The 18,850-nt window shown below is 68.1% G+C and carries 17 protein-coding genes and 1 pseudogene; 8 read left to right on the top strand and 10 right to left on the bottom strand.

Annotated features, from left to right (window positions below):
* Positions 1-214: 214 nt before the first annotated feature.
* Complete coding sequence (locus JOF56_RS43470) at positions 215-1,363, bottom strand: sensor histidine kinase (protein ID WP_209645400.1); 1,149 nt, start codon at positions 1,361-1,363, stop codon at positions 215-217.
* A gap of 1 nt (position 1,364) precedes the next feature.
* The gene (locus JOF56_RS43475; RefSeq protein WP_209645401.1) at positions 1,365-2,024 is read right to left on the bottom strand and encodes a response regulator transcription factor; all 660 of its coding nucleotides are present in this window, start codon (positions 2,022-2,024) and stop codon (positions 1,365-1,367) included.
* 132 nt (positions 2,025-2,156) lie between these two features.
* Between JOF56_RS43475 and JOF56_RS43480 the strand changes: the two genes are divergently transcribed.
* The 6 genes from JOF56_RS43480 to JOF56_RS43505 are packed head-to-tail and all read left to right on the top strand — an operon-like array spanning position 2,157 to position 7,403.
* Positions 2,157-2,669: a hypothetical protein gene (locus JOF56_RS43480; RefSeq protein ID WP_209645402.1), complete on the top strand. Its 513-nt coding sequence runs from the start codon at positions 2,157-2,159 to the stop codon at positions 2,667-2,669.
* Entirely contained in the window at positions 2,669-3,787 is a 1,119-nt protein-coding gene (locus tag JOF56_RS60405) for a peptidoglycan-binding protein (RefSeq protein ID WP_209645403.1), read from the top strand. The genes JOF56_RS43480 and JOF56_RS60405 overlap by 1 nt, the downstream gene beginning before the upstream one ends.
* Complete coding sequence (locus JOF56_RS43490; protein WP_209645404.1) at positions 3,784-4,476, top strand: ABC transporter ATP-binding protein; 693 nt, start codon at positions 3,784-3,786, stop codon at positions 4,474-4,476. Before JOF56_RS60405 ends, JOF56_RS43490 begins: the two co-directional genes overlap by 4 nt.
* Positions 4,473-5,675: an ABC transporter permease gene (locus tag JOF56_RS43495; RefSeq protein ID WP_307855517.1), complete on the top strand. Its 1,203-nt coding sequence runs from the start codon at positions 4,473-4,475 to the stop codon at positions 5,673-5,675. The genes JOF56_RS43490 and JOF56_RS43495 overlap by 4 nt, the downstream gene beginning before the upstream one ends.
* Before the next feature lie 41 nt (positions 5,676-5,716).
* A complete protein-coding gene (locus tag JOF56_RS43500; RefSeq protein ID WP_209645405.1) occupies positions 5,717-6,985 on the top strand; it encodes an alpha/beta fold hydrolase in 1,269 nt (422 codons plus the stop codon).
* The gene (locus JOF56_RS43505) at positions 6,969-7,403 is read left to right on the top strand and encodes an alpha/beta hydrolase (protein WP_209645406.1); all 435 of its coding nucleotides are present in this window, start codon (positions 6,969-6,971) and stop codon (positions 7,401-7,403) included. The genes JOF56_RS43500 and JOF56_RS43505 overlap by 17 nt, the downstream gene beginning before the upstream one ends.
* Before the next feature lie 33 nt (positions 7,404-7,436).
* On the opposite strand, the gene JOF56_RS43510 is transcribed toward JOF56_RS43505, so the two are convergent.
* The 3 genes from JOF56_RS43510 to JOF56_RS43520 form a co-directional block, all read right to left on the bottom strand.
* Positions 7,437-7,979: a class I SAM-dependent methyltransferase gene (locus tag JOF56_RS43510; protein WP_209645407.1), complete on the bottom strand. Its 543-nt coding sequence runs from the start codon at positions 7,977-7,979 to the stop codon at positions 7,437-7,439.
* Between the two features lie 82 nt (positions 7,980-8,061).
* Positions 8,062-8,271: a hypothetical protein gene (locus tag JOF56_RS43515; protein ID WP_209645408.1), complete on the bottom strand. Its 210-nt coding sequence runs from the start codon at positions 8,269-8,271 to the stop codon at positions 8,062-8,064.
* Between the two features lie 481 nt (positions 8,272-8,752).
* Positions 8,753-8,968, bottom strand: a complete 216-nt coding sequence (locus JOF56_RS43520) for a hypothetical protein (RefSeq protein WP_209645409.1) — start codon at positions 8,966-8,968, stop codon at positions 8,753-8,755.
* A 124-nt stretch (positions 8,969-9,092) separates the two neighbouring features.
* Here JOF56_RS43520 and JOF56_RS60895 point away from each other — a divergent pair.
* Positions 9,093-9,218: pseudogene (locus JOF56_RS60895) on the top strand (ATP-binding protein); the annotation flags it as partial.
* Positions 9,219-9,276: 58 nt separating this feature from the next.
* On the opposite strand, the gene JOF56_RS43525 reads toward JOF56_RS60895, so the two are convergent.
* Entirely contained in the window at positions 9,277-9,738 is a 462-nt protein-coding gene (locus JOF56_RS43525) for an OsmC family protein (RefSeq protein ID WP_209645410.1), read from the bottom strand.
* Positions 9,735-10,370 (bottom strand): GntR family transcriptional regulator, encoded by a 636-nt coding sequence (locus tag JOF56_RS43530; RefSeq protein ID WP_209645411.1) that lies wholly within the window; start codon positions 10,368-10,370, stop codon positions 9,735-9,737. Before JOF56_RS43530 ends, JOF56_RS43525 begins: the two co-directional genes overlap by 4 nt.
* A gap of 178 nt (positions 10,371-10,548) precedes the next feature.
* Between JOF56_RS43530 and JOF56_RS43535 the strand changes: the two genes are divergently transcribed.
* Complete coding sequence (locus JOF56_RS43535; RefSeq protein ID WP_209645412.1) at positions 10,549-13,704, top strand: S8 family serine peptidase; 3,156 nt, start codon at positions 10,549-10,551, stop codon at positions 13,702-13,704.
* A gap of 72 nt (positions 13,705-13,776) precedes the next feature.
* Here the strand turns inward: JOF56_RS43535 and JOF56_RS43540 are convergent, their stop codons facing one another.
* From JOF56_RS43540 to JOF56_RS43550, 3 genes are read right to left on the bottom strand one after another with little or no spacing between them, the layout of a single operon-like run.
* On the bottom strand, positions 13,777-15,645 hold the full coding sequence (locus JOF56_RS43540) for a RiPP maturation radical SAM C-methyltransferase (RefSeq protein WP_209648838.1): 1,869 nt from the start codon (positions 15,643-15,645) through the stop codon (positions 13,777-13,779).
* 20 nt (positions 15,646-15,665) lie between these two features.
* Positions 15,666-15,992, bottom strand: a complete 327-nt coding sequence (locus tag JOF56_RS43545) for a hypothetical protein (protein ID WP_209645413.1) — start codon at positions 15,990-15,992, stop codon at positions 15,666-15,668.
* 1 nt (position 15,993) lies between these two features.
* The gene (locus tag JOF56_RS43550) at positions 15,994-18,753 is read right to left on the bottom strand and encodes an AfsR/SARP family transcriptional regulator (RefSeq protein ID WP_209645414.1); all 2,760 of its coding nucleotides are present in this window, start codon (positions 18,751-18,753) and stop codon (positions 15,994-15,996) included.
* Positions 18,754-18,850: the final 97 nt, after the last annotated feature.

An 18,850-nucleotide genomic window follows, 5' to 3' on the forward strand; every position in this document is an offset into this window, starting at 1 on the left:
GGGCACCATACCCGACATCCGACAAAGTCCGAGAGGGTCTTGCATCCCACTCGGTCCATGCCCCATCTCGCCGAAGTGCATCCCGACGAACTGGTGTTGGAGAACAACTACGAGCAGCTCACCCTCTACGGCCTCGACGCCGCGCAGATCGCCCACCAGTTGAGCAAACCCCGCCCGACGTTCCGGGGCGAGCAACCCCAATTTGCGCGGTCTCTTAGCCGGAGGAGGCATGTGGGAGGTCGAGGTGGACCGTCAGGCCGCCGTTGGGGTTGGGGTTGAGTCGCAGTGCGCCGTCGTGCGCCAAGGCCACTCCGGAGACGATCGCCAGACCCAGCCCATGGCCCGATTTGCGGGTGAGCGTGCGGCCCGCTCCTCTGACGAACGGCTCGGTGAGGGACTCCAGGGACGCCAGGGAGACAGGGGGTCCGGTGTTGGTGACCGTGACGCGCGCCGATCCGTTGTGGGCTGAGAGCCGCACGCTCGCGTGGCCCCCGGAACGGTTGTGGCGCACGGCGTTGCGAGCGAGGTTCGAGATGGCCTGCCGGATCAGCACGGGGTCGCCCACGGCGGTCGTCGTGCCGGTCGGTGCCGGCAGATCGATGTTGCCCGACTTCGCCTCGGCCGAGAGTTCCCGCACGACGGCGGCCGCGATCGGGGCCAAGTCCACCGGTCTGCGCGCCAGGGTTCCGCTGTCCACGTCCGCGAGGTCGAGCAGGGCGTTCACCGTCTCGATGCTCGACTGGTTCACCTCCCGCACGCGTTCGGCCAGCGCACGTAGTTCGCCAGCGTCCGCTTGCGGATTGGCCAGGGTGACGTCGATCATCGTCTTCGTGGTGGCCAAGGGGGTCCGCAGTTCGTGCGACGCGTTCGCGGCGAAGCGACGGTGCGTCGCGAACGCGCGTTCCAGGGACCCCAGCATGCGGTCGAAGGTGTCGGAGAGGTCGCGGATCTCGTCCCTCGGGCCCTGCAGCCCGACCCGGTGGTCGAGGGCGCCGGTCGCGGCGCGGGTGGCGGCGGCGTTGATGGCCGCCAGCGGTTTGATGATCCGGCCCGCGACGATCCAGCCGACGATCCCGCTGAGGACCGCCAGGATCGCCAGCGCCACCAGCGAGACCACCAGGAGCACCTGGAGGAAGTCGGTGGGGCTGCTGATCGCCACCCCCTCGGACTGGCTGGTCCTGCCGGCCTCCACGGAGACCGGCGACCGAACGTCCTTGATGATCAGGTAGCTCGGCACGTAGCGCATGAAGAGGTAGACGATCGCGGTGAAGGCCGCTCCACAGCCGGTGACCATGCCCGCGTAGCTCAACGTCAGCCGGACGCGGATCGGCAGCCTGCGGTCCCCGGATCCCCGTGGCCGCACCTCAAGCCCCGAACCGGTAGCCGGCGCCGGGGACTGTCTGGCTGACCCACGGCTCGCCCAGGCGCTTGCGGAGGTTCGAGATGGTGACCCGCGTCGTGTTCGTGAACGGGTCGGCGTTCGCGTCCCACGCCTTCTCCAGCAGCGCTTCCGCGCTCATCACCCCGCCTTCGGCGTTCATCAGCACCTGGAGCACGGCGAACTCCTTCCTGCTCAGCCGGACCAGCCTGCCTTCGCGGTAGACCTCGCGGCGGAACGCGTCCAGCTTGACGCCGTGCGACTCCAGCACAGGTGGCCGTGCGGGCTGTGTGCGTCGTTCGAGCGCTCGCAGCCTGGCGACGAGCTCCGGGAACTCGAACGGTTTCATCAGGTAGTCGTCGGCGCCGAGTTCGAAGCCCGCGACGCGCTCGCCGAGCGTGCGGGCCGCCGTGAGCATGAGCACCCGTACCAGCGGGTAGTCGGCCGCGATTCGCGCGCAGACCTCATCGCCGTGGACACCCGGCAGGTCGCGGTCGAGCACGACGACGTCGTAGTCGTTGACGGCGATCGACTCGAGAGCCGCCGTGCCGTCGTGGACCACGTCGGCAGCGATGGTCTCGCGGCGCAGGCCGACGCGGATCGCGTCGGCGAGGTACGGCTCGTCTTCGACGATCAGGACGCGCATGCGGTCAGGCAATCACACCGCTTGTTGCGGACTCATAAACGTTTTCTTGAACGTCCTGGGAACGAGCCGGTTGGTCGACTGCTCGGTGTCCGCGGCACGACCGTCGCGGTCCGATACCGAAGGAGCGTCCACATGGCCAAGCACTGGACTTCGGCCCTCGCCGCCGTCGCGGCCGTCCCCCTGCTCGTCTCGCTGCTGGGCGCGTGCGCAGCCGCCGGCACTGACTCGAAGCCGACGACCAATTCGTCCGCGCAGGCGGGAAAGCAGTCGTACGCGTCATTCGAGGAATTCCAGCTCGCATTGTCCAAATGCATGCGCGAGCAGGGCGTGAACATGCCCGATCCCGAGTCCGACGGCGGCCTGAAGATCCAGAACGGTGGCGACATGACCGCGTTCAACGAGGCGGCGACCAAGTGCCGGGACAAGGTCGGCAACCCGCCTCCGCAGGAAGGCGGTGAGAAGGGCAAGTCGGACGAGGAGATGCTGGCCGACCACCTGAAGATCGCCAAGTGCCTCCGCGAGCACGGAGTCGAGGTGAAGGACCCCACGGCGAGCGCACCGTTGGAGGTCCCGGAGAACGCGCCTGAGCAGGCGCTGACGACCTGCGCGCCCAACGGCATCCGCGGCCGCACGGGGGTCAAGTGATGCCCGAGGTGGCGGAGCACCCACCCGAGGTCGAGACGCCGCAGCAGCCCCGGCTCTCACGGCGCCGTCTCGTGGTCGGTCTCGCCGCAGCCGTCGCCGCTGTCGGATCGGGGGTCGGGATCGTCGCCACGGCCGGCTCGGGCGACCGCGGTGACGACACCGCGCGGACCTTCCTTGGGGCCACCGACGAGGTCGTGCAGGGTGACCTCGAGAGCAGCACGAGCACGTCCGGCACCCTGCGGTTCGCCGACGCGCGCACGATCCAGGCCGGGCGCGGCGGTGTCGTCACCGAGGTGCCGACGCCCGGCTCGGTTGTGACGCTTGGCGGCAAGCTCTACGCCGTCGACGACGTCCCCGTCTTCCTGCTGCGCGGTGCAATGCCCGCGTGGCGCGAGTTCGGGTCCGGAATGGACAAGGGACCCGACGTGCAGCAGCTGGAAAAGAGCCTGCGCGACCTCGGCTTCTTCACCAAGCAGCCCGACCAGGAGTTCTCCTGGTTCACCACCGACGCGATCCGGCGGTGGCAGAAGGCGAACGGCCTCGCCGTCACCGGTCGCCTGCCGCTCGGTTCGGTGCTGTTCTCCAGCGGTGACCTCCGGATCGGCACGGTCAAGGCGCGGGTGGGCGACCAGACGGGCCCGGGGGGCGAACTGTTCGCCACGACGACCACGACCCGGATCGTCGACGCGACGCTCAAGCTCGCCAACCAGCAGCTCGCGGTCGTCGGGGCGAAGGTCGGCCTGAACCTGCCCGGCGGCATCCGGACCACCGGGACGTTCTCCTCGGTCGGCACGCCGACCGAGAAACCCGGTGCGGGGGAACAGAAGGAGACGGTCATCCCCGTCGTCATCACGCTCGACGACCCGGCCGTGGCCGGGTCGCTCCAGGAGGCCTCGGTGACCATCAGTGTTCCGAGCGCGCGACGGGAGAACGTCCTGTCAGTCCCGGTCGGTGCGCTGCTCGCGATCAGCCCGGACGAGTTCGGGGTGGAGGTCGTCCAGGCCGACGGCACGACGCGGAAGGTCGCCGTGAAGACCGGATTGTTCGCCGGCAGCCGGGTGGAGGTCTCCGGTGACGGCCTGGCGGCCGGTCAGCGAGTGGTGGTGCCGAAACGGTGAGCACGATCATCTCGCTCGAAGACGTCCAGCGCTCCTACGGTGAGCCGCCGGTGCTCGCGTGCGCGGGGGTCACGCTCACCGTCGAGCGGGGCGAGCTCGTCGCCATCGTCGGGCCGAGTGGTTCCGGCAAGTCGACGCTGCTCAACATCATCGGCACGCTCGACCGCCCGACCTCGGGCGTCGCGCGTATCGACGGACTGACGGTCGACGACCTCGACGACAGCGCCCTGTCGGCGCTCCGGGCGCACCGGATCGGATTCGTCTTCCAGCAGTTCCACCTCGCAGAAGGCGTGACCGCCGTGGACAACGTGGCGGACGGTCTGCTCTACACGGGGGTCCCGCGCGCCGAACGCCGCCGCCGGGCGGTCGCGGCCCTGGGACGCGTCGGCCTCTCGCACCGCCTCGGCCACCGGCCGAACCAGATGTCGGGCGGCGAACGCCAGCGGGTCGCGATCGCGCGTGCCGTCGTCGGTGACCCGCCGCTGCTTCTGGCCGACGAGCCGACCGGCAACCTCGACTCTGCCTCGGGCACCGCGATCGTCGAACTGCTCCACGAGCTCAACCGGCAGGGGACGACCGTCGTCGTCATCACCCACGACGTGGAGCTGGCCGAGACGTTGCCCAGGCGAATCGCGATCAGGGACGGCCGTGTGGTCGACGACTTCGTGGAGCCGGGGGTGGCGGTGTGAGCACGGCACTCGCACCGCCGGGGGCCCGCTCGCGGCTCCTCGGCCGGGACGTGCTCCGGCTTGGCACGACCGGGCTTCGAGCGCGACCGATGCGCGCGATCCTGTCCGCTCTTGGCATCGCGATCGGCATCGCCGCGATGATCGCCGTCGTCGGGATCTCGTCGTCGAGCCAAGCGCGGCTGAACGACGAACTCGACCGGCTCGGCACCAACCTCCTGACGGCGACGCCGGGCAAGAGTCTGCTGGGCAAGGCCACGACGTTGCCTCCCGACACGGTCGGGAAGATCGGCAGGATCGACGGTGTCGAGTCGGTGAGCGGCACCTGCGCGCTGTCCGTCCCGGTATTCCGCAGCCCACTGTCGGATCCCGACGAGACGGGCGGGATCACGACCACGGTCGCGGACGAGGCGCTCCTGGGCGTCGTGTCGGGCAGCGTGCGCAGCGGCACCTGGCTGAACCCCGCGACCTCCGGCTTCCCCACGGTCGTCCTCGGGCACGCCGCCGCCGAACGCCTCGGCGTCGTCTCCCCTGGGACGCAGATCTGGTTGGGGGGCAACTACTTCACGGTCGTCGGCATCCTCGATCCTGTCCCCCTCGTACCCGCCCTCGACCGCGCGGCCCTGATCGGCGCTCCGGTGGCGAAGACGCTGTTCGGTTTCGACGGGAGTCCGACGACGGTCTACGAGCGGTCAGCCGACGCGGCGGTGGACCGGGTCCGCTCGCTCCTCGGCCCGACCATCGCCCCGCAGTCGCCGGGTGAAGTCGAGGTCTCGCGGCCGTCCGACGCGCTCGCCGCCCGCAACGCCGCGAACCAGGCCTTCACCGGCCTGTTGGTCGGCCTCGGGTCGATCGCGCTGCTCGTCGGCGGGATCGGCGTGGCGAACACGATGGTCATCTCGGTGCTCGAACGCCGGCGCGAGATCGGTCTGCGAAGAGCGCTCGGCGCCACACGGTGGCACATCCTCGTGCAGTTCCTCGGCGAGGCCCTCTTGCTCTCGGCGCTCGGCGGCGTGTTCGGGTGCGGCCTCGGCACCGCCGTGACGGGTGTGATGGCCCTCGTCAACGACTGGCCGTTCGCCTTGCCCGCGGTGACGATCGCCGCCGCTGTCGCGTCGACGCTCGTGATCGGCGCGGTGGCCGGGTTCTACCCCGCGATCCGGGCGGCCAGAACCCCGCCGACGGCCGCGCTGAGTTCGTGAAATCCCCTTACCCCAACAGTTTTCGACACAAGGGAGTGAGAATGTCGAGTAGGGACAGACGAAGGTGGCTCACCGCCGGGCTGGTGGCCGTCCTGGGCGGCGGGTTGGTGGCCGGGGTGCCCCCTGCCGCCGCTGCCGCTCCGGACGGGATCGCCGGGTTCACTGACCAACAGCCCGAGTGGAGCCCGTGCCCGGAACGGACGCCACTGGACCCGTCCGAACAACCGGACGAGGGCATCGTCATCGATCCCTGGGAGGGTCAGTGGTCGCAGGCGGAGTGCGCCACCGTGGTGGTTCCGCTGAACTACCGCAAGCCGGGTGACGGCAGCCTCAGCATCGGGATCAGCCGGATCAAGGCGGGAGATCCCGCGCTGCGCAAGGGGGTCGTGCTCCTCAACCCCGGTGGTCCCGGTGGGGGCGGGCTGTCCATGCCGCTGCAGGCCCGCGGGTCGCAACTGGCGAAGCACTTCGACGTGATCGGTTTCGACCCACGCGGCGTCGGCCGGTCCAGCGCGCTCAAGTGCGAACGGATCCCCGACACGCGGCCGCGTACGACCCGGCCCACCGACGCGGAGTTCGCCGCGTACACCGAGTACGCCCGCGCACACGAGGACGCGTGCCGTCGTGCCGGTGGTGGCATCCGCCCGTTCATCAACACAGCCAACACCGCCAGGGACATGGACGTCATCCGCGCCGCCCTGGGCGAAGAGAAGATCAACTACGTGGGGTACTCCTACGGCACCTACCTGGGAGCGGTGTACGGCAGCCTGTTCCCCCGGCGGCTGGATCTCAGCGTGCTGGACTCGGCGGTGCACCCCGACTGGCTCTGGCGGGAACAAGGCAGGCAGCAGTCGGTGGCCGCCCGGTTCAACGTCGAGCAGTGGGCCACCTGGGCCGGGCAGCGCGACAACACCTACCACCTGGGCAAGACCCAGTCCGAGGTGCTGGCCACCACCGAAGCGCTGGCCGCACAACTGGCCACCCGATCGGTCCCGTTCACCCGTGAACGGCCGGAGAACTGGCCCACCTACTGGCCGAGGACCTTCGACCGCACCGTCCTGGACCAGTTCATGGCCATGGCCACGCAACCGCGTTCCGTCTGGGACGTGACCGCCGAGGTGGTCGCCGAGGTCCGCAAGGCGGCGTCGGCGGGCACCGCGGTGTCGGCGGACGCGAGCACCGCAGTCGGTCTGCTCCACGCTCAGGGCATCGTCAAGGTCGACGACGGCGTGTACGACACGGTCACGTGCGAAGCCGACTGGCCGACTGACCTCACCACCTACTACCAAGGACATGCGGACGTTCCGTGAGCGCTACCCCTACGCGGACGGCAACGGCAGCGGCATAATCGGCGCGGCACCGAGCAACTGCACGTTCCGCTCCTTCACCCCGCCGGAGAAGCTGGTCCCGTTGAAGCGGGCCGGTTATCCCACAGGCCTGGTGATCCAGGCCGACGGCGGGACCGCGATGGCCGCGAAGCTCGGCGACCAGCTGATCTCCGTCCGCGACAGCGGCAAGCACGGGCACTACGGCACGAACCGGTGCGTCACCGAGAAGGTCGACAACTACCTGATCAACCGTGTGCTGCCCCCGTCGAGATCGGAGTGCACGGACGAACCGCGTCCCGCCGTCCCGGCCGACAGTTCGACCGCCGGGGCCCGGAGTACGACGCAGGACACCAAGGCGTCCCGCGTCCGGGCCGCCATCAGCGGCACTTTCTGGCGCTAGTCAGGCAAACGGGGGCGTCCTGGAGTGTGGCGGTCACTCCGGGACGTACCCCGTACCGACGACACAAAGCGGGTTCTCGATCCAGTGACGCCAGAAACCCTCGCCGAACTTCTGCACACCTTCAGGGCTCGGTTTCCAGGGCGTGAAACTGATTCCGTGTATTCCCGCCTTTTCCAACGCGTCCCGGTAGGACTCGTTCGTCCAGTATCGGTTCGAGAGCGTTACCGGCTCGCCGAACTGGAGGACGAATGTGAACGCAAGGCCGTCGGACGGTCGCTGCCCGCTCTTCATCATCTCGTCCGGCAAGTGGAGTGTCGCGCCGTACTGGTCGTCGGCGACAATCGGGTTGTTGTGGAAGTCGTAGCCGGAGTTCGGCAACGTGAAGTGGAACCTGCCGCCGGGCTTGAGGTGGTCGGCCACCACACGGCACATGGCGTCCGACTCGTCCCTGTCCGCGGCGTAGTTGAGCAGAAAAGCAGCGTTGACGATGTCGAACTGCCCGACGTTACCCATGGTCGACACGTCAGCGGCTTCGTACCGGCCCCGGAACGCCAATTGCGGATCCCCCAGATCCACCCCCAGGACCCACTGCCCATCCAGCTGACGCCACGGTCAAGAAGAACCTGATCACCTGGATGGGCGTTACCGCACCAGGCCGTCAGTCCATGCAGTACAGGGTGACTTTCGCCGTACCCACGACACCCGGCTGATATGCCTTGACGAACTGCTGGGCCCGGGTCTCTGTCGTGAAGAAGATCCGGGTCGCGGCGTACTGGCGCTGGGGATCGAGCCGGAGCGCTTCGACGAGGCCCTGCTCGCAACCGACGTCGAACGCTCCGCTGTCCGGCTTGTATCCTATGTCTGTCAAGGACTTCCGCGCCGTATCGAGACGCTTTTGGTCTTCTGGCGAGATCTGTTGCGTCTGTCCTGTGCGGACCACCACGACGTACACGCCCCAATACGTGCCACCATGGTCAAGCCGGGTGACCGCAGGCGGGAAGTCCGGCTTGGTGGCGCTCGCACTCGCCGGATTCGACGGCGCGACAGTGGCTGCGGGTGTGCTACTGGTTGACGCGGCAGCCTGCAACGCCGTTTGCGTGGTACCTGCCGGCTGTTGTGTGGTTGCTGGCGGCTGTGTGGTTGCCGGCGGCTGGTCAGTCGAACTGGTGCATCCGGTCAGCGCGATGGGAGCGCTGATGAGTACAGCGGCCAATATCCTTGTACCGACATAGCTTCTGGCGCCGCGCTTGTAGTCCATACCGATCCCCCGATCTTGTGGTGAGCCCCTACCCAACACAAGACGCAGAACACGGAACTAGGTTGCGACCGCGTCGTAAGCGGCCTTGCTCTCACGACAGAATCGCCGAAAGCTGGTCCGGGCCTGTCACGCCAGGGCGATCCGCATCGCGGTGGTCGAGGAACGGCTCGATGCTCGTCCACGAGTCGAGACCCTGCCGGGACAACTCGACGGCTGCTGGGATTGTGCCTGCGAGTACGCAGCACGCGAGCAGGGCGAGCACGGCCAGACGCGCGACACACCGCCTGCGGGCACTGTCAGTCAGCACCGTGACCGCCCCCTCGCCTTGCGCCGGGCGACAAGCCACCGCTCGACCTGCCGATGCCGGGGGTTCACCTCCGGCGATGAGCGGTTCCAGCTCGTGACGGTCTCGTTCGGCGGAGGCGGCACGCGGTCTACCCGGCTCCGGCCTCGGACTGGCCGTGGTGCGTTCCATCGCCCAAGCCCACGGCAGCGAGGTCTTCGCCGAGCCACGCCCCGGCGGCGGCGCGGCCATCGGCTTCACACTCGGCCACTGACATTGAGCCCGTCCCAGAACAGGATTTCGCCGAGCGTGCTCGTCCGCCTGCGCCGTGCTCACGGACTGGTCGTGACCGGCTCGTGCCGGACGGGGAAGTTCACCGAGTTGGCGATGAAACATGTGTCGTGCGCCTGCTTGTGCAGTGTCTCGGCCTGCTCGGCCTTGGCAGGGTCGGCGAAGGTCACCTCCGGTCGCAGTACGACCTCGGTGAACCGGCCGCTGTTGCCCGGCTCCTCCCGCATGACACCACTGGCAGCGTCCACATAGTCGGTCACCACCACACCGGCCCGCGCGCACAGCGACAGGAACGTGAGCATGTGGCACTCCGACAGGGAAGCGACCAGCAGCTCTTCCGGGTTCCACCGCTCGGGCGTGCCGCGGAACGCCGGGTCGGCGCTGCCTTTCAGCACCGGCTTGCCCTCGACGACGACGTCGTGATCCCGCACGTAGCCGCGGTAGCCGGCCCCGGTGTCGCCGCTCCAGCGCACCGTGACCTGATAATCGTGCTGCCTGCTCACGTTTCTTCTCCTTGGTCGGTGAGAACGGACATCGTGGCCAGGACGTGCTCACGCGCGTGCGCGGCGGCCTTCTGCGGATCGCCGCGCGTGATGGCGTCGATCACCCGCCGGTGCTCCTCGTCCACCCGGACCGGCCGCGCCGGCGCGGTCAACGATGCCCGCGTGGAGACCGTGATCTGGTCCCAGATCCGCTCCAGCACCTCCAACGCCGCCGGATTGTCTGCCAGCGTGCCGATGTACTGGTGGAACGCCCGGTTGTGCCGGACACCCGCGACCAGATCCCCCTGCCGCGTAGCCTGATCAGCCAGATCAGCATGCTCGACCAGCCGGGCAAGGCTCGCCGGAGACAGCTCGCCCTCCCGCTGCCGGCATGCGGCCAGCTCCGCGGTCAACGCCTCCAAAGAAGCGCGCACGAGGTAGGCGTTCCGCAGCGCCTTGGCATCCAACTCGACTACCGTCACACCACGCCGCGCGGCCCGCACCAAACCGTCGCTTTCCAGTCGCCGCAACGCCTCCCGCACCGGCGTACGGCTCACACCAAGCCGTTCGCACAGCTCCAGCTCGGTGACCGGCCGCCCGGCGGGATACGTGCCGAGCACGATCAAGCCGCGGACCTCCTCGTAAACGTCCATCGCATGCAATGTATACAAAGAATACGTTGAACGGAAGACGTTCTTCCGCCCGAGATGCGCAAGGCGGCACACACTCTCAGGGCGGTGAACGCGGTCCTCGACTACCGCCGGCAGAATCTCCAGACAAAATCGTGATGATTCAACGCAACGGGTCAACGCGCTCAGGGATCTTCAGGGTATGAGCCGCAAAAGATCAGCATTGGGCGTGATCACCGGCCTGGTGGCCTGGGGTCTTGCTGTTCCGGTGGGAGTGACCGTCGCCGCTCCCGCGGAAACGGTTCCCACCAGCACAATCACGTTGCTCACGGGCGACAAGGTGGTTCTTGGCGGGCCGCGCGGCGCGCGCGTGCTGCCCGCCAGGGGTCGCGAACGGATCGGGTTCCGCCAGAGCAAGGACGTGTACGGCGACATCCACGTCGTGCCGGACGACGCTGTGCCGTTACTCCAGGCCAACCGGATCGACCCACGGCTGTTCAACGTCACCAAACTGGTGGCAGGCGGCTACGACGACACCCAACGCACAGACATCCCGCTGATCGTCAGCGGACCGGACATCGCCGCGACCAAAGTCCTGGACCTGCCCAGCATTCACGGCACCGCGGTCCGCATGGACAAAGCGATCGGCCTTTCCCAGTTGCCGCCGGACAGCAAGATCTGGCTCGACGGCCCGGTCCGGGCCGCGCTGGACAAGAGCATCCCGCAGGTCGGCGCCCCCGAAGCCTGGCGTTCCGGCCACACGGGCACAGGCACGACCGTGGCCGTGCTCGACACGGGAATCGACGCTTCGCACCCGGATCTGGCCGGCGCGGTTCTCAAGGCCGAGAACTTCTCCACCGCCACCACCGGACCGGACGACTACTTCGGGCATGGCACCCATGTCGCCTCGATCATCACCGGCGATCACCCCAAGTACCCGGGTGTCGCACCGGACACCAAGCTGTTGAACGGGAAGGTGGTCGACGACGCGGGTTTCGGCACGGAGTCGCAGGTCATCGCCGGGATGCAGTGGGCCACTGCGCAGGGCGCGGACGTGGTCAACATGAGCCTCTCCTTCTTCTCCCCCAGTGACGGCACTGATCCGTTGTCCCAGGCAGTCGACCGGCTCACCGCCGAGACGGGGACGTTGTTCGTGATCGCGGCGGGCAATAACCCCATCCAGCCACCAGCCCCTCCGGGCGCGGCGGATTCAGCGCTGACCGTCGGGGCGGTGGACCACAACGACCAGCTCGCCGAGTTCTCCACTCGCGGCCCGCGGTTCGGGGACGACGCCATCAAACCGGACATGACCGCGCCGGGCGTGGGCATCGCCGCCGCCAAGACCCGGCACGGAACCACGGGCGAGCCCGTCGACGACACCCACGTCCGTAAGTCCGGAACCTCGATGGCCACACCGCATGTCGCTGGGGCCGCGGCGATCCTGGCCGGGCAGCACCCGGACTGGGGACCCGAGCGGATCAAGGCCACGCTGATGGGCAGCGCGAAGCCGCATCCCACGCTGTCGGTGTTCGAGCAGGGCGCGGGACGGCTCGACGTCGCACGCGCGGTCAGCCAGACCCTCCAGGCGGTACCGGCAAGTATCAGCGCAGGCGTGGCGCGATGGCCACACCACGACGACGTGCCGATCACGAAAACCTTGACGTACCACAACTCCGGCACGGTGCCGATCACCGCGTCGCCGACCATCGAGATCCGCGACCCGGCTGGAAACCCTGCCCCCGCAGGCATGTTCACCTTCTCACCGAGCACTGTCACCATCCCAGCGGGCGGCCAGGCACAGGTCACGGTGACGATCGACACCAGGATCACCGCACCGGACGGGCTCTACAGCGGTGTCGTCCTGACGGGTGACATTCGCACACCGATTGCGGTCAACCGCGAGCTCGAGAGCTACGACGTCACCGTCCGGTTCATCGGCCTGGACGGCAATCCGACGCCTGACTACAGCTACACGTTCACCGACCTCGACCGGGCAAAATCAGTCGCGAAGCACAACGCGTCCGGCACAGTCGTCGCGAGACTTGCCAAAGGAGTCCACTACTTCCATGCGGCGGTACGAACACCCGCTGGAACGGCCCTTGCCAGCGAGCCCGAGTACGTGGTCGCCAGGGATTCCTCGTTCACTGTGGACACTCGAACCGCCAGGCCCGCGGGGTTCACTGTGGACAACCCAGGAGCGAGACCTGGCGTGATGACCATCCGGACCGACCGGGGCATGCCTTCAGGACAGGCGATCTCCGACGAATACACGATCAAGTACCACGGCGCCCTGTCCGTGCTGCCGTCGCGAACCTCCGCGCCACCAGGACAGTTCACGTACATCGCTGAATCCCGGATGGCAGAACCGGACGGCAAGAGTGGCTTCACCACCACCACGTATCTTTACAATTTGCGCCAGACTACGGACCGGCGCGTACCCGCGGAGCCGATGCACCGGGTCCACGACAGCCAACTGGTGAAGGTGCGCTCAGAACACGCCACCACAGCGCCAGGCAAGTACGGCGACCGGGAATCGGTGGTCGTCAAACAACTGCCGTACACGCTGAACGAGTTCTACACACCCGGCGTCCCGTGGGAGGGGAACTTCACCCAACTCGATTCCGCGAGGCGGGACACTCACGCTTTCCGGGCCACTCCCCGTGTTTTCACCGAGGACACCAGCGAGAAATGGAACTTCGGCGTGTTCGGGCCCGCCCTGCCCACCGAGGGGCGGAGCCGCTCGTTCAGGATCGACAACCTGCTCGTGGTCAACGTCGGACTGGCCACCGACCAGTCACCCAACCGGTACGGCACCGCCGGCGACCTGTTCGGCACGGCCGACGGCACCGGCAGCACCACGCTCTACCTGGACGGCAAACCACTCAGCACAACACCGTACGGCGGGTTCGTGGCATTCAACGTCCCACCAGGGCTTCGGACTTACTCCGTACACAGCGAATCCCGCAACCCACTGAGCCTGTCCGGCACTGTCACCGCGGACTGGACATTCACATCGGACACCACACCGGCCTCCGTCCCGAAACCACTGCCCCTGCTGACAGTCCGGTTCACACCCGCACTCAACGCGTACAACCAGGCGCCTCGCGCCATCCCAACAGTGGTCCCGATAACTGTGGAGCACAACGCCGACGCAACAGCAGGGAAACCTGCCGTGCAGGTCTCGCACGACAACGGGACAACCTGGAAACCTGTGCCTGTGCTGACCGTGAACGGCAAGCGGTTCACGATCCTCACCCACCCAGCGGGCGCGAAATCGGTATCCCTCAAAGCATCCGCCCGCGACGCCGACGGAAACTCAGTCGATCAGACGATTCTGAACGCATTCCACCTGAGGTGAGCACGTGAGCGTCGGAGATCAGAAAGGACACTGCTTCGCTTGCGGATGTCATCGGTTACAGGACAACGAAAATCAGCGGTCAGGGGTGGCCGGTAGCGCAAGGGCCAGCGCCCTCGGCCCGTCGAGGAACATCAGGCCTCGCTGGGCGAACTCGCCGAACACGTCCTGGATCGTGTCCACTGCCATGGTCAGCTGGAGCTTGTCGCGGACCGCCCGCGCCGACATCGGCCGTTCACCACATGCGACATAGATCTCGGCGAGGGTGTCCTCGAAGCAGTAGGTGCCTTGCCGTCCCGGTCTCGTGTCGTGGATCTGCAGAAAGCCCGGCGCCGACGAGTACGTCAGGCTGGGGATCTCCGAGCCGGTCCAGGCATCCGCCCAGTCCTTGGCGGCGTCGGCCAGGCGGTCGTACACGGTGTCGGGCAACGGGTCGGTCAGCGCGTACTCGAAGAAGTAAGCCACCCGATCGAGGTCGACGCCGTTCGGGTAGACCGCTCGGTAACTGGGTTCGGGTCCGGTGTGACGCCGGCTCATCAGGCCAGGATCGGTGAACAGCGGGCTGAACCGCTCGAGCCAGATCCGGCTCGCGCCCGTGGGCGGCTGCAGGTGGACCAGGTGCGGCACCGCGGCCACTTGCTCGGCGTAGTCCTGCTCGGTCTCCCCCGGAAATCCCCACAGCAGGTTCCATTCGACCTGGATGCCGTAGTAACGGGCCCAGCGCAGCAGACTGACGTTCTGCGCGGCCGTGACTCCCTTACGCATGAGCCGGAGCACATGCGAGTTCAACGATTCCAGCCCCGGCTGCAGCCGCCGTACGCCCGCCTGTGCCAGCAGTCTGAGCTGGGCGCGGGTCAGGTTCGCCTTGACCTCGTAGAAGAGTTCGTAGTCCGTGTCGCGGTCGATCAGCATCGGCAGCAGCGTCTTGAGGTAGTCCAGCTCGAGGATGTTGTCCACGGCGGCGAAGCGGAAGCCGCGGTAGCGCCGGGTCAGGTGCGCGAGCTCGTCGAACACGCGCTGGGCGGACTTCGCGCGAAACCGCATCGACGTCCCGTTCAGCCCGCAGAACGTGCAGTGGTGCTTGGCGCCCCACCAGCATCCGCGTGCCGATTCGAACGGAATCCAGATATCACCTCGATCACTGTCGTGCAGCAGGCCGAGATGCTCAGCCCGCTCGAAGTACTCGTCGTAGTCCGGCACGGGCAGGTCGTCGAGCTTTTCCAGCAGCGGCACCTGCGGCGTGGTCTGGACGGTCTCGCCGACCCGGCGCGCGACACCGGGCACCGAGCCGACGTCGCCACCGGTGGCCAGCGAGTCCAGCAGCATCGGGAAAGCCACGTCCCCTTCCCCGATGACGGCCACGTCCACGGCGTCCACCGCGCGGACGTGCTCCACGCCCATGTCGCTGTCGAAGTTCGCGCCACCGAAGATCGTCACGATGCCCGGGTCGTGCTGCTTGATCCGGCGGGCCAGCGCGAACGATGCCGTGTTCTGCTGGAACGTGCAGGTGAAACCGACGGCCTTGGGCTCGTGGCGGACCAGCACGGCCAGCATCGAGTCCAGATAGGAGGGAACCTCCTCCAGCCTGGTCCGCAACAGCAGATCGCGCATCTCAGTGCGGGACCGCCCGGCCCCCGTCAGCTCTCCGGCGAAGTCGTCCACCCAGTCCGAGCCGGGATCGGGCGCCAGGTCACCGAAGGCGGCCAGCGAGAACAGCCAGTCGCCCAACTGCTGCCCGCGGTGCTCGGACAGCAGTTGGTACCGGTCGATCCCGACGCGGACCGCGAAGTCCACATTGGCGTGCAGCGTGCGGACGGGAAATCCGTTGGCCGTGCCGATGGCCTTCAGCAAGCCGATCTGGATCGAGGGCCGGTAAGCCTCCATGAACGGCATCGAGACAAGCGTGACGGGGTACGCACGACGCTGTTCGGGCGTGGAAAGCATCGTGGGCGAGGCGATCCCGGTCACTCGGCGGGACGCGAGCCGGGCCCGATGCTTCCGGGAACGGGCTTGACGCCCGGCCGCGCCGGGGTGAAGGCACTGGCGAACTGGTCGCGGATCGAGGACGGTGACGTCTGCACCGACACCACGACCGGGGCGTCCTGCTGCTCGGTCAGCGAGACGAGCGGGCTGGCCACGGTATCGCTCTCCGAACGCCGGATCGCGTCGGCCGCGACGCTGAACATGAACGCCAGCAACGCTTTCTCGCTCTCGGTGAGCTCCGGCTCCAGCCTGCCCAGCTTATGGGCGAGGCTGTCGATGTCCTGCTGGCTGATCGGAACATCGGGCATCTTAGGAATCTCCGCCTTTCACATCGTCGAGTTTGGACCTGATCTCATCGGCACCTGGGTGGCCGAAACCTTCGAACACGAGCAGGGCCCGCCGCCACGCGTCCCGCGCCAAGCCGAGATCTCCGTTGGCGTGGTGGGCATCCCCGACCCTGGTCAACGTGTCCGCCTCGTAGAACGGGACACCCAGCTCGCTCCACAGCTCCACGGCACGACCGTAGTAGAGCACTGCCTTGTCGTGCTTGCCGAGCCGTTGGTGGGCGTAGCCGAGACTGTCCAAAGTGTGCGCCTCGCCCGCCCGGTGGCCGGCCTGCCGGTGCAGAACCAGTGCCTGCGAGCAGTTGGCGATCGCGTGCTCGGTGTCCCCCAGCTGGGCGTAACACCAGCCGATCGCGTTGAGGCAGTCCGCGAGCCCGCCCTTGCTGCCCGACTCGGTGAACAACGTCGCGGCCTGCTGGGCGTGCGCCAGCGCCTCCCGGTGCTTGCCCTGCCGCTCCAGCACCCAGGTCAGGTGGAAATGGACGTGTGCCTGCCCGCTCTGGTCTCCCGACCGGCCGGAGTGCTCCAGCAGTTCCCGGTAGCCGGTATAGCCCTCGTCGTACCGGCGTTCGTGCCAGTGGCCCCGGCGGTCAAGGAAGGTCCCCAGCCCCCAGACCAACCGGCTGGTGACGGCGTCCAGCCGCGTCCGGTGTGGCAGGTCGACGCTCGCCAGCAGCACCGGCAACTCCGCAGCGAACCACGACAGGGCCGCCACCTCGTCGGCGGGTCCGGCCACCACGGCGCCCTCGACCGGCGGCACCGTGGCGAGCGGCTCACGGTCCGGGCTGATGAGCAGATCGGCGTACTGCGCGGTCCGCAGATAGTGGTACAGCACCCGCTGCAGCGCCGCCTGACGGTCCGAATCGGACTCGACGACTTCTGCTTCCTCGATGGCGAACGCACGCAGCAGGTCGTGGAAGCTGTATCGGCCGGGAGTGCGCTCGTCGACCAGATGGGCAGTGGCCAGCGCGGTCAACGCCGCACCGGCCGTGGCGAGGTTCTCACCCAGCAGGCTGGCGGCTGCCGCGATCGTGATGTCGGGTCCTGGATGACCACCCATCAACCGGAACAGCCGGGCCGGACCGGGCTCCAGCACACGGTACGACCAGGAGATGACTGCCCTCAGGTCCGTGGACTGGTCGTCGCCGCGGAACGCGTCGAGACCGGCCTGGTGCGCAGGAAGCTGACCGGCCAGCACGGCGAGCGGGAAGGCCGAGTAGAAGGCGGCACGAGCGGCGACGATGGTCAGGGCAAGGGGAAGTCCGGCGCAGGAGGCCAGCATCTCCTCGACCGCGTCCGGCTCAGCGCTCAGCCGGTGGTCGCCGAGGCGGCGGGACAGCATCTGGCGGGCCTCGTCGGTGTTGAACAGATCGAGGTTCAGCCGTTCGGCACCATCGACAGCCACCAGGCCGTTGAGCCAGTTACGGCTGGTCACAATCGTCAGGCAACCGTCGGACGCGGGCAGCAGCGGGCGTACCTGCTCGGCGGTCCCGGCGTTGTCCAGCACCACCAGCACCCGGCGGTCGCTCAGCACGCTGCGGAACAACGCCGCCCGCGCATCCACCTGCGGCGGGATCTGGATCGTCGGAACACCGAGCGCGTTGAGGAACGCCATGAGCGCGTCGCTCGGCTCCACGCGGGTCCCGGCCGCGTCGAACCCGCGCAGGTTCACGTAGAGCTGACCGTCGGGAAACTGGTCACGCACCTGGTGGGCCCAGTGCACCGCGAGGGTTGTCTTGCCCACCCCTGCCGTACCGGTGATCACGACGAGCGCCGGGGAACCGCTGTCGCCGGGCCTGAGCCGACGTAGTTGAGCCAGCTGGTCCTCGCGGCCGACGAAGTGCGCGACCCGGTGCGGGAGCTGAGCCGGGATCGACCGGACCGGCACCGCGACGGACACCGGATCAGGCGGCGCCGTGACCGGCTCGCCGGTCCCGGGCATGAGCGCCGGGTCGGCCGACAGCATCCGCTGATAGAGCTGCCGGAGCCGGGCGGCAGGCTCGATGCCCAGCTCCTCAAGCAGATATTGGCGGGTGTCGTGGTACGCGGCCAGTGCATCGGCCTGGCGCTGCGAGCGGTACAGGGCGAGCATGAGAAGCCCGCGAAGCCGTTCCCGCAGCGGGTGTTCGGCGACCAGGTCGCGCAGCTGCCCGACCAGGTCCGCACCGTCGCCGATGGACAGCTCCAGTTCGATCTGCTCCTCCAGCACGCCGACGCGCCGTTCGGCCAGCCGATCCCGGTACGCCTCCAGAAACGGGCCAGTGAGGCCATCACACAGCGGTCCGCGCCATAGTTCCGACGCGGTGCGCAGTGCCTGGGCCGCTTTGGGCAGGTCGCCTGCGGCCCGGGCCGCGGCGGCCTGGTCGACCTCACGTTCGAAATCGTCGAGGTCCAGCTCGCCGGGCCGCACGGTGAACACGTAGCCCGCGTCGGTCCAGGTCACCAGGTCCGGTCCAGCCGGGTCACCCGCGGGCGGCGCCAACGACTTGCGCAGCCGGGAAACGTGCTTCTGCAGCAGGTTGACCGCGTATTCGGGCGCCTGCAGGCCCCAGACCGCGTTGATGAACTTCTCCCGGCCGAGTGGCCGGTTGGCGTGCAGGATGAGCACGGCGAGCACAGCCCGCTGCTGCGGGGTACCAAGATCGACGGCGGTGCCCCCGCGGAGTACCCGCAGGCGACCGAGCACCTCGATACGCAGGTGGCCGCCCCCTTGATACCCCGGCATGTCCCGCCTCCTCCTGAGGGGACCGGGACAAATCTAGCGCCCCGGCACGGTGTCCGGAAGGCTCCGTAGGGTGACCGCACACCACGGACAGTATCCG

This window comes from Kibdelosporangium banguiense (assembly GCF_017876405.1).
Lineage (GTDB): Bacteria > Actinomycetota > Actinomycetes > Mycobacteriales > Pseudonocardiaceae > Kibdelosporangium > Kibdelosporangium banguiense.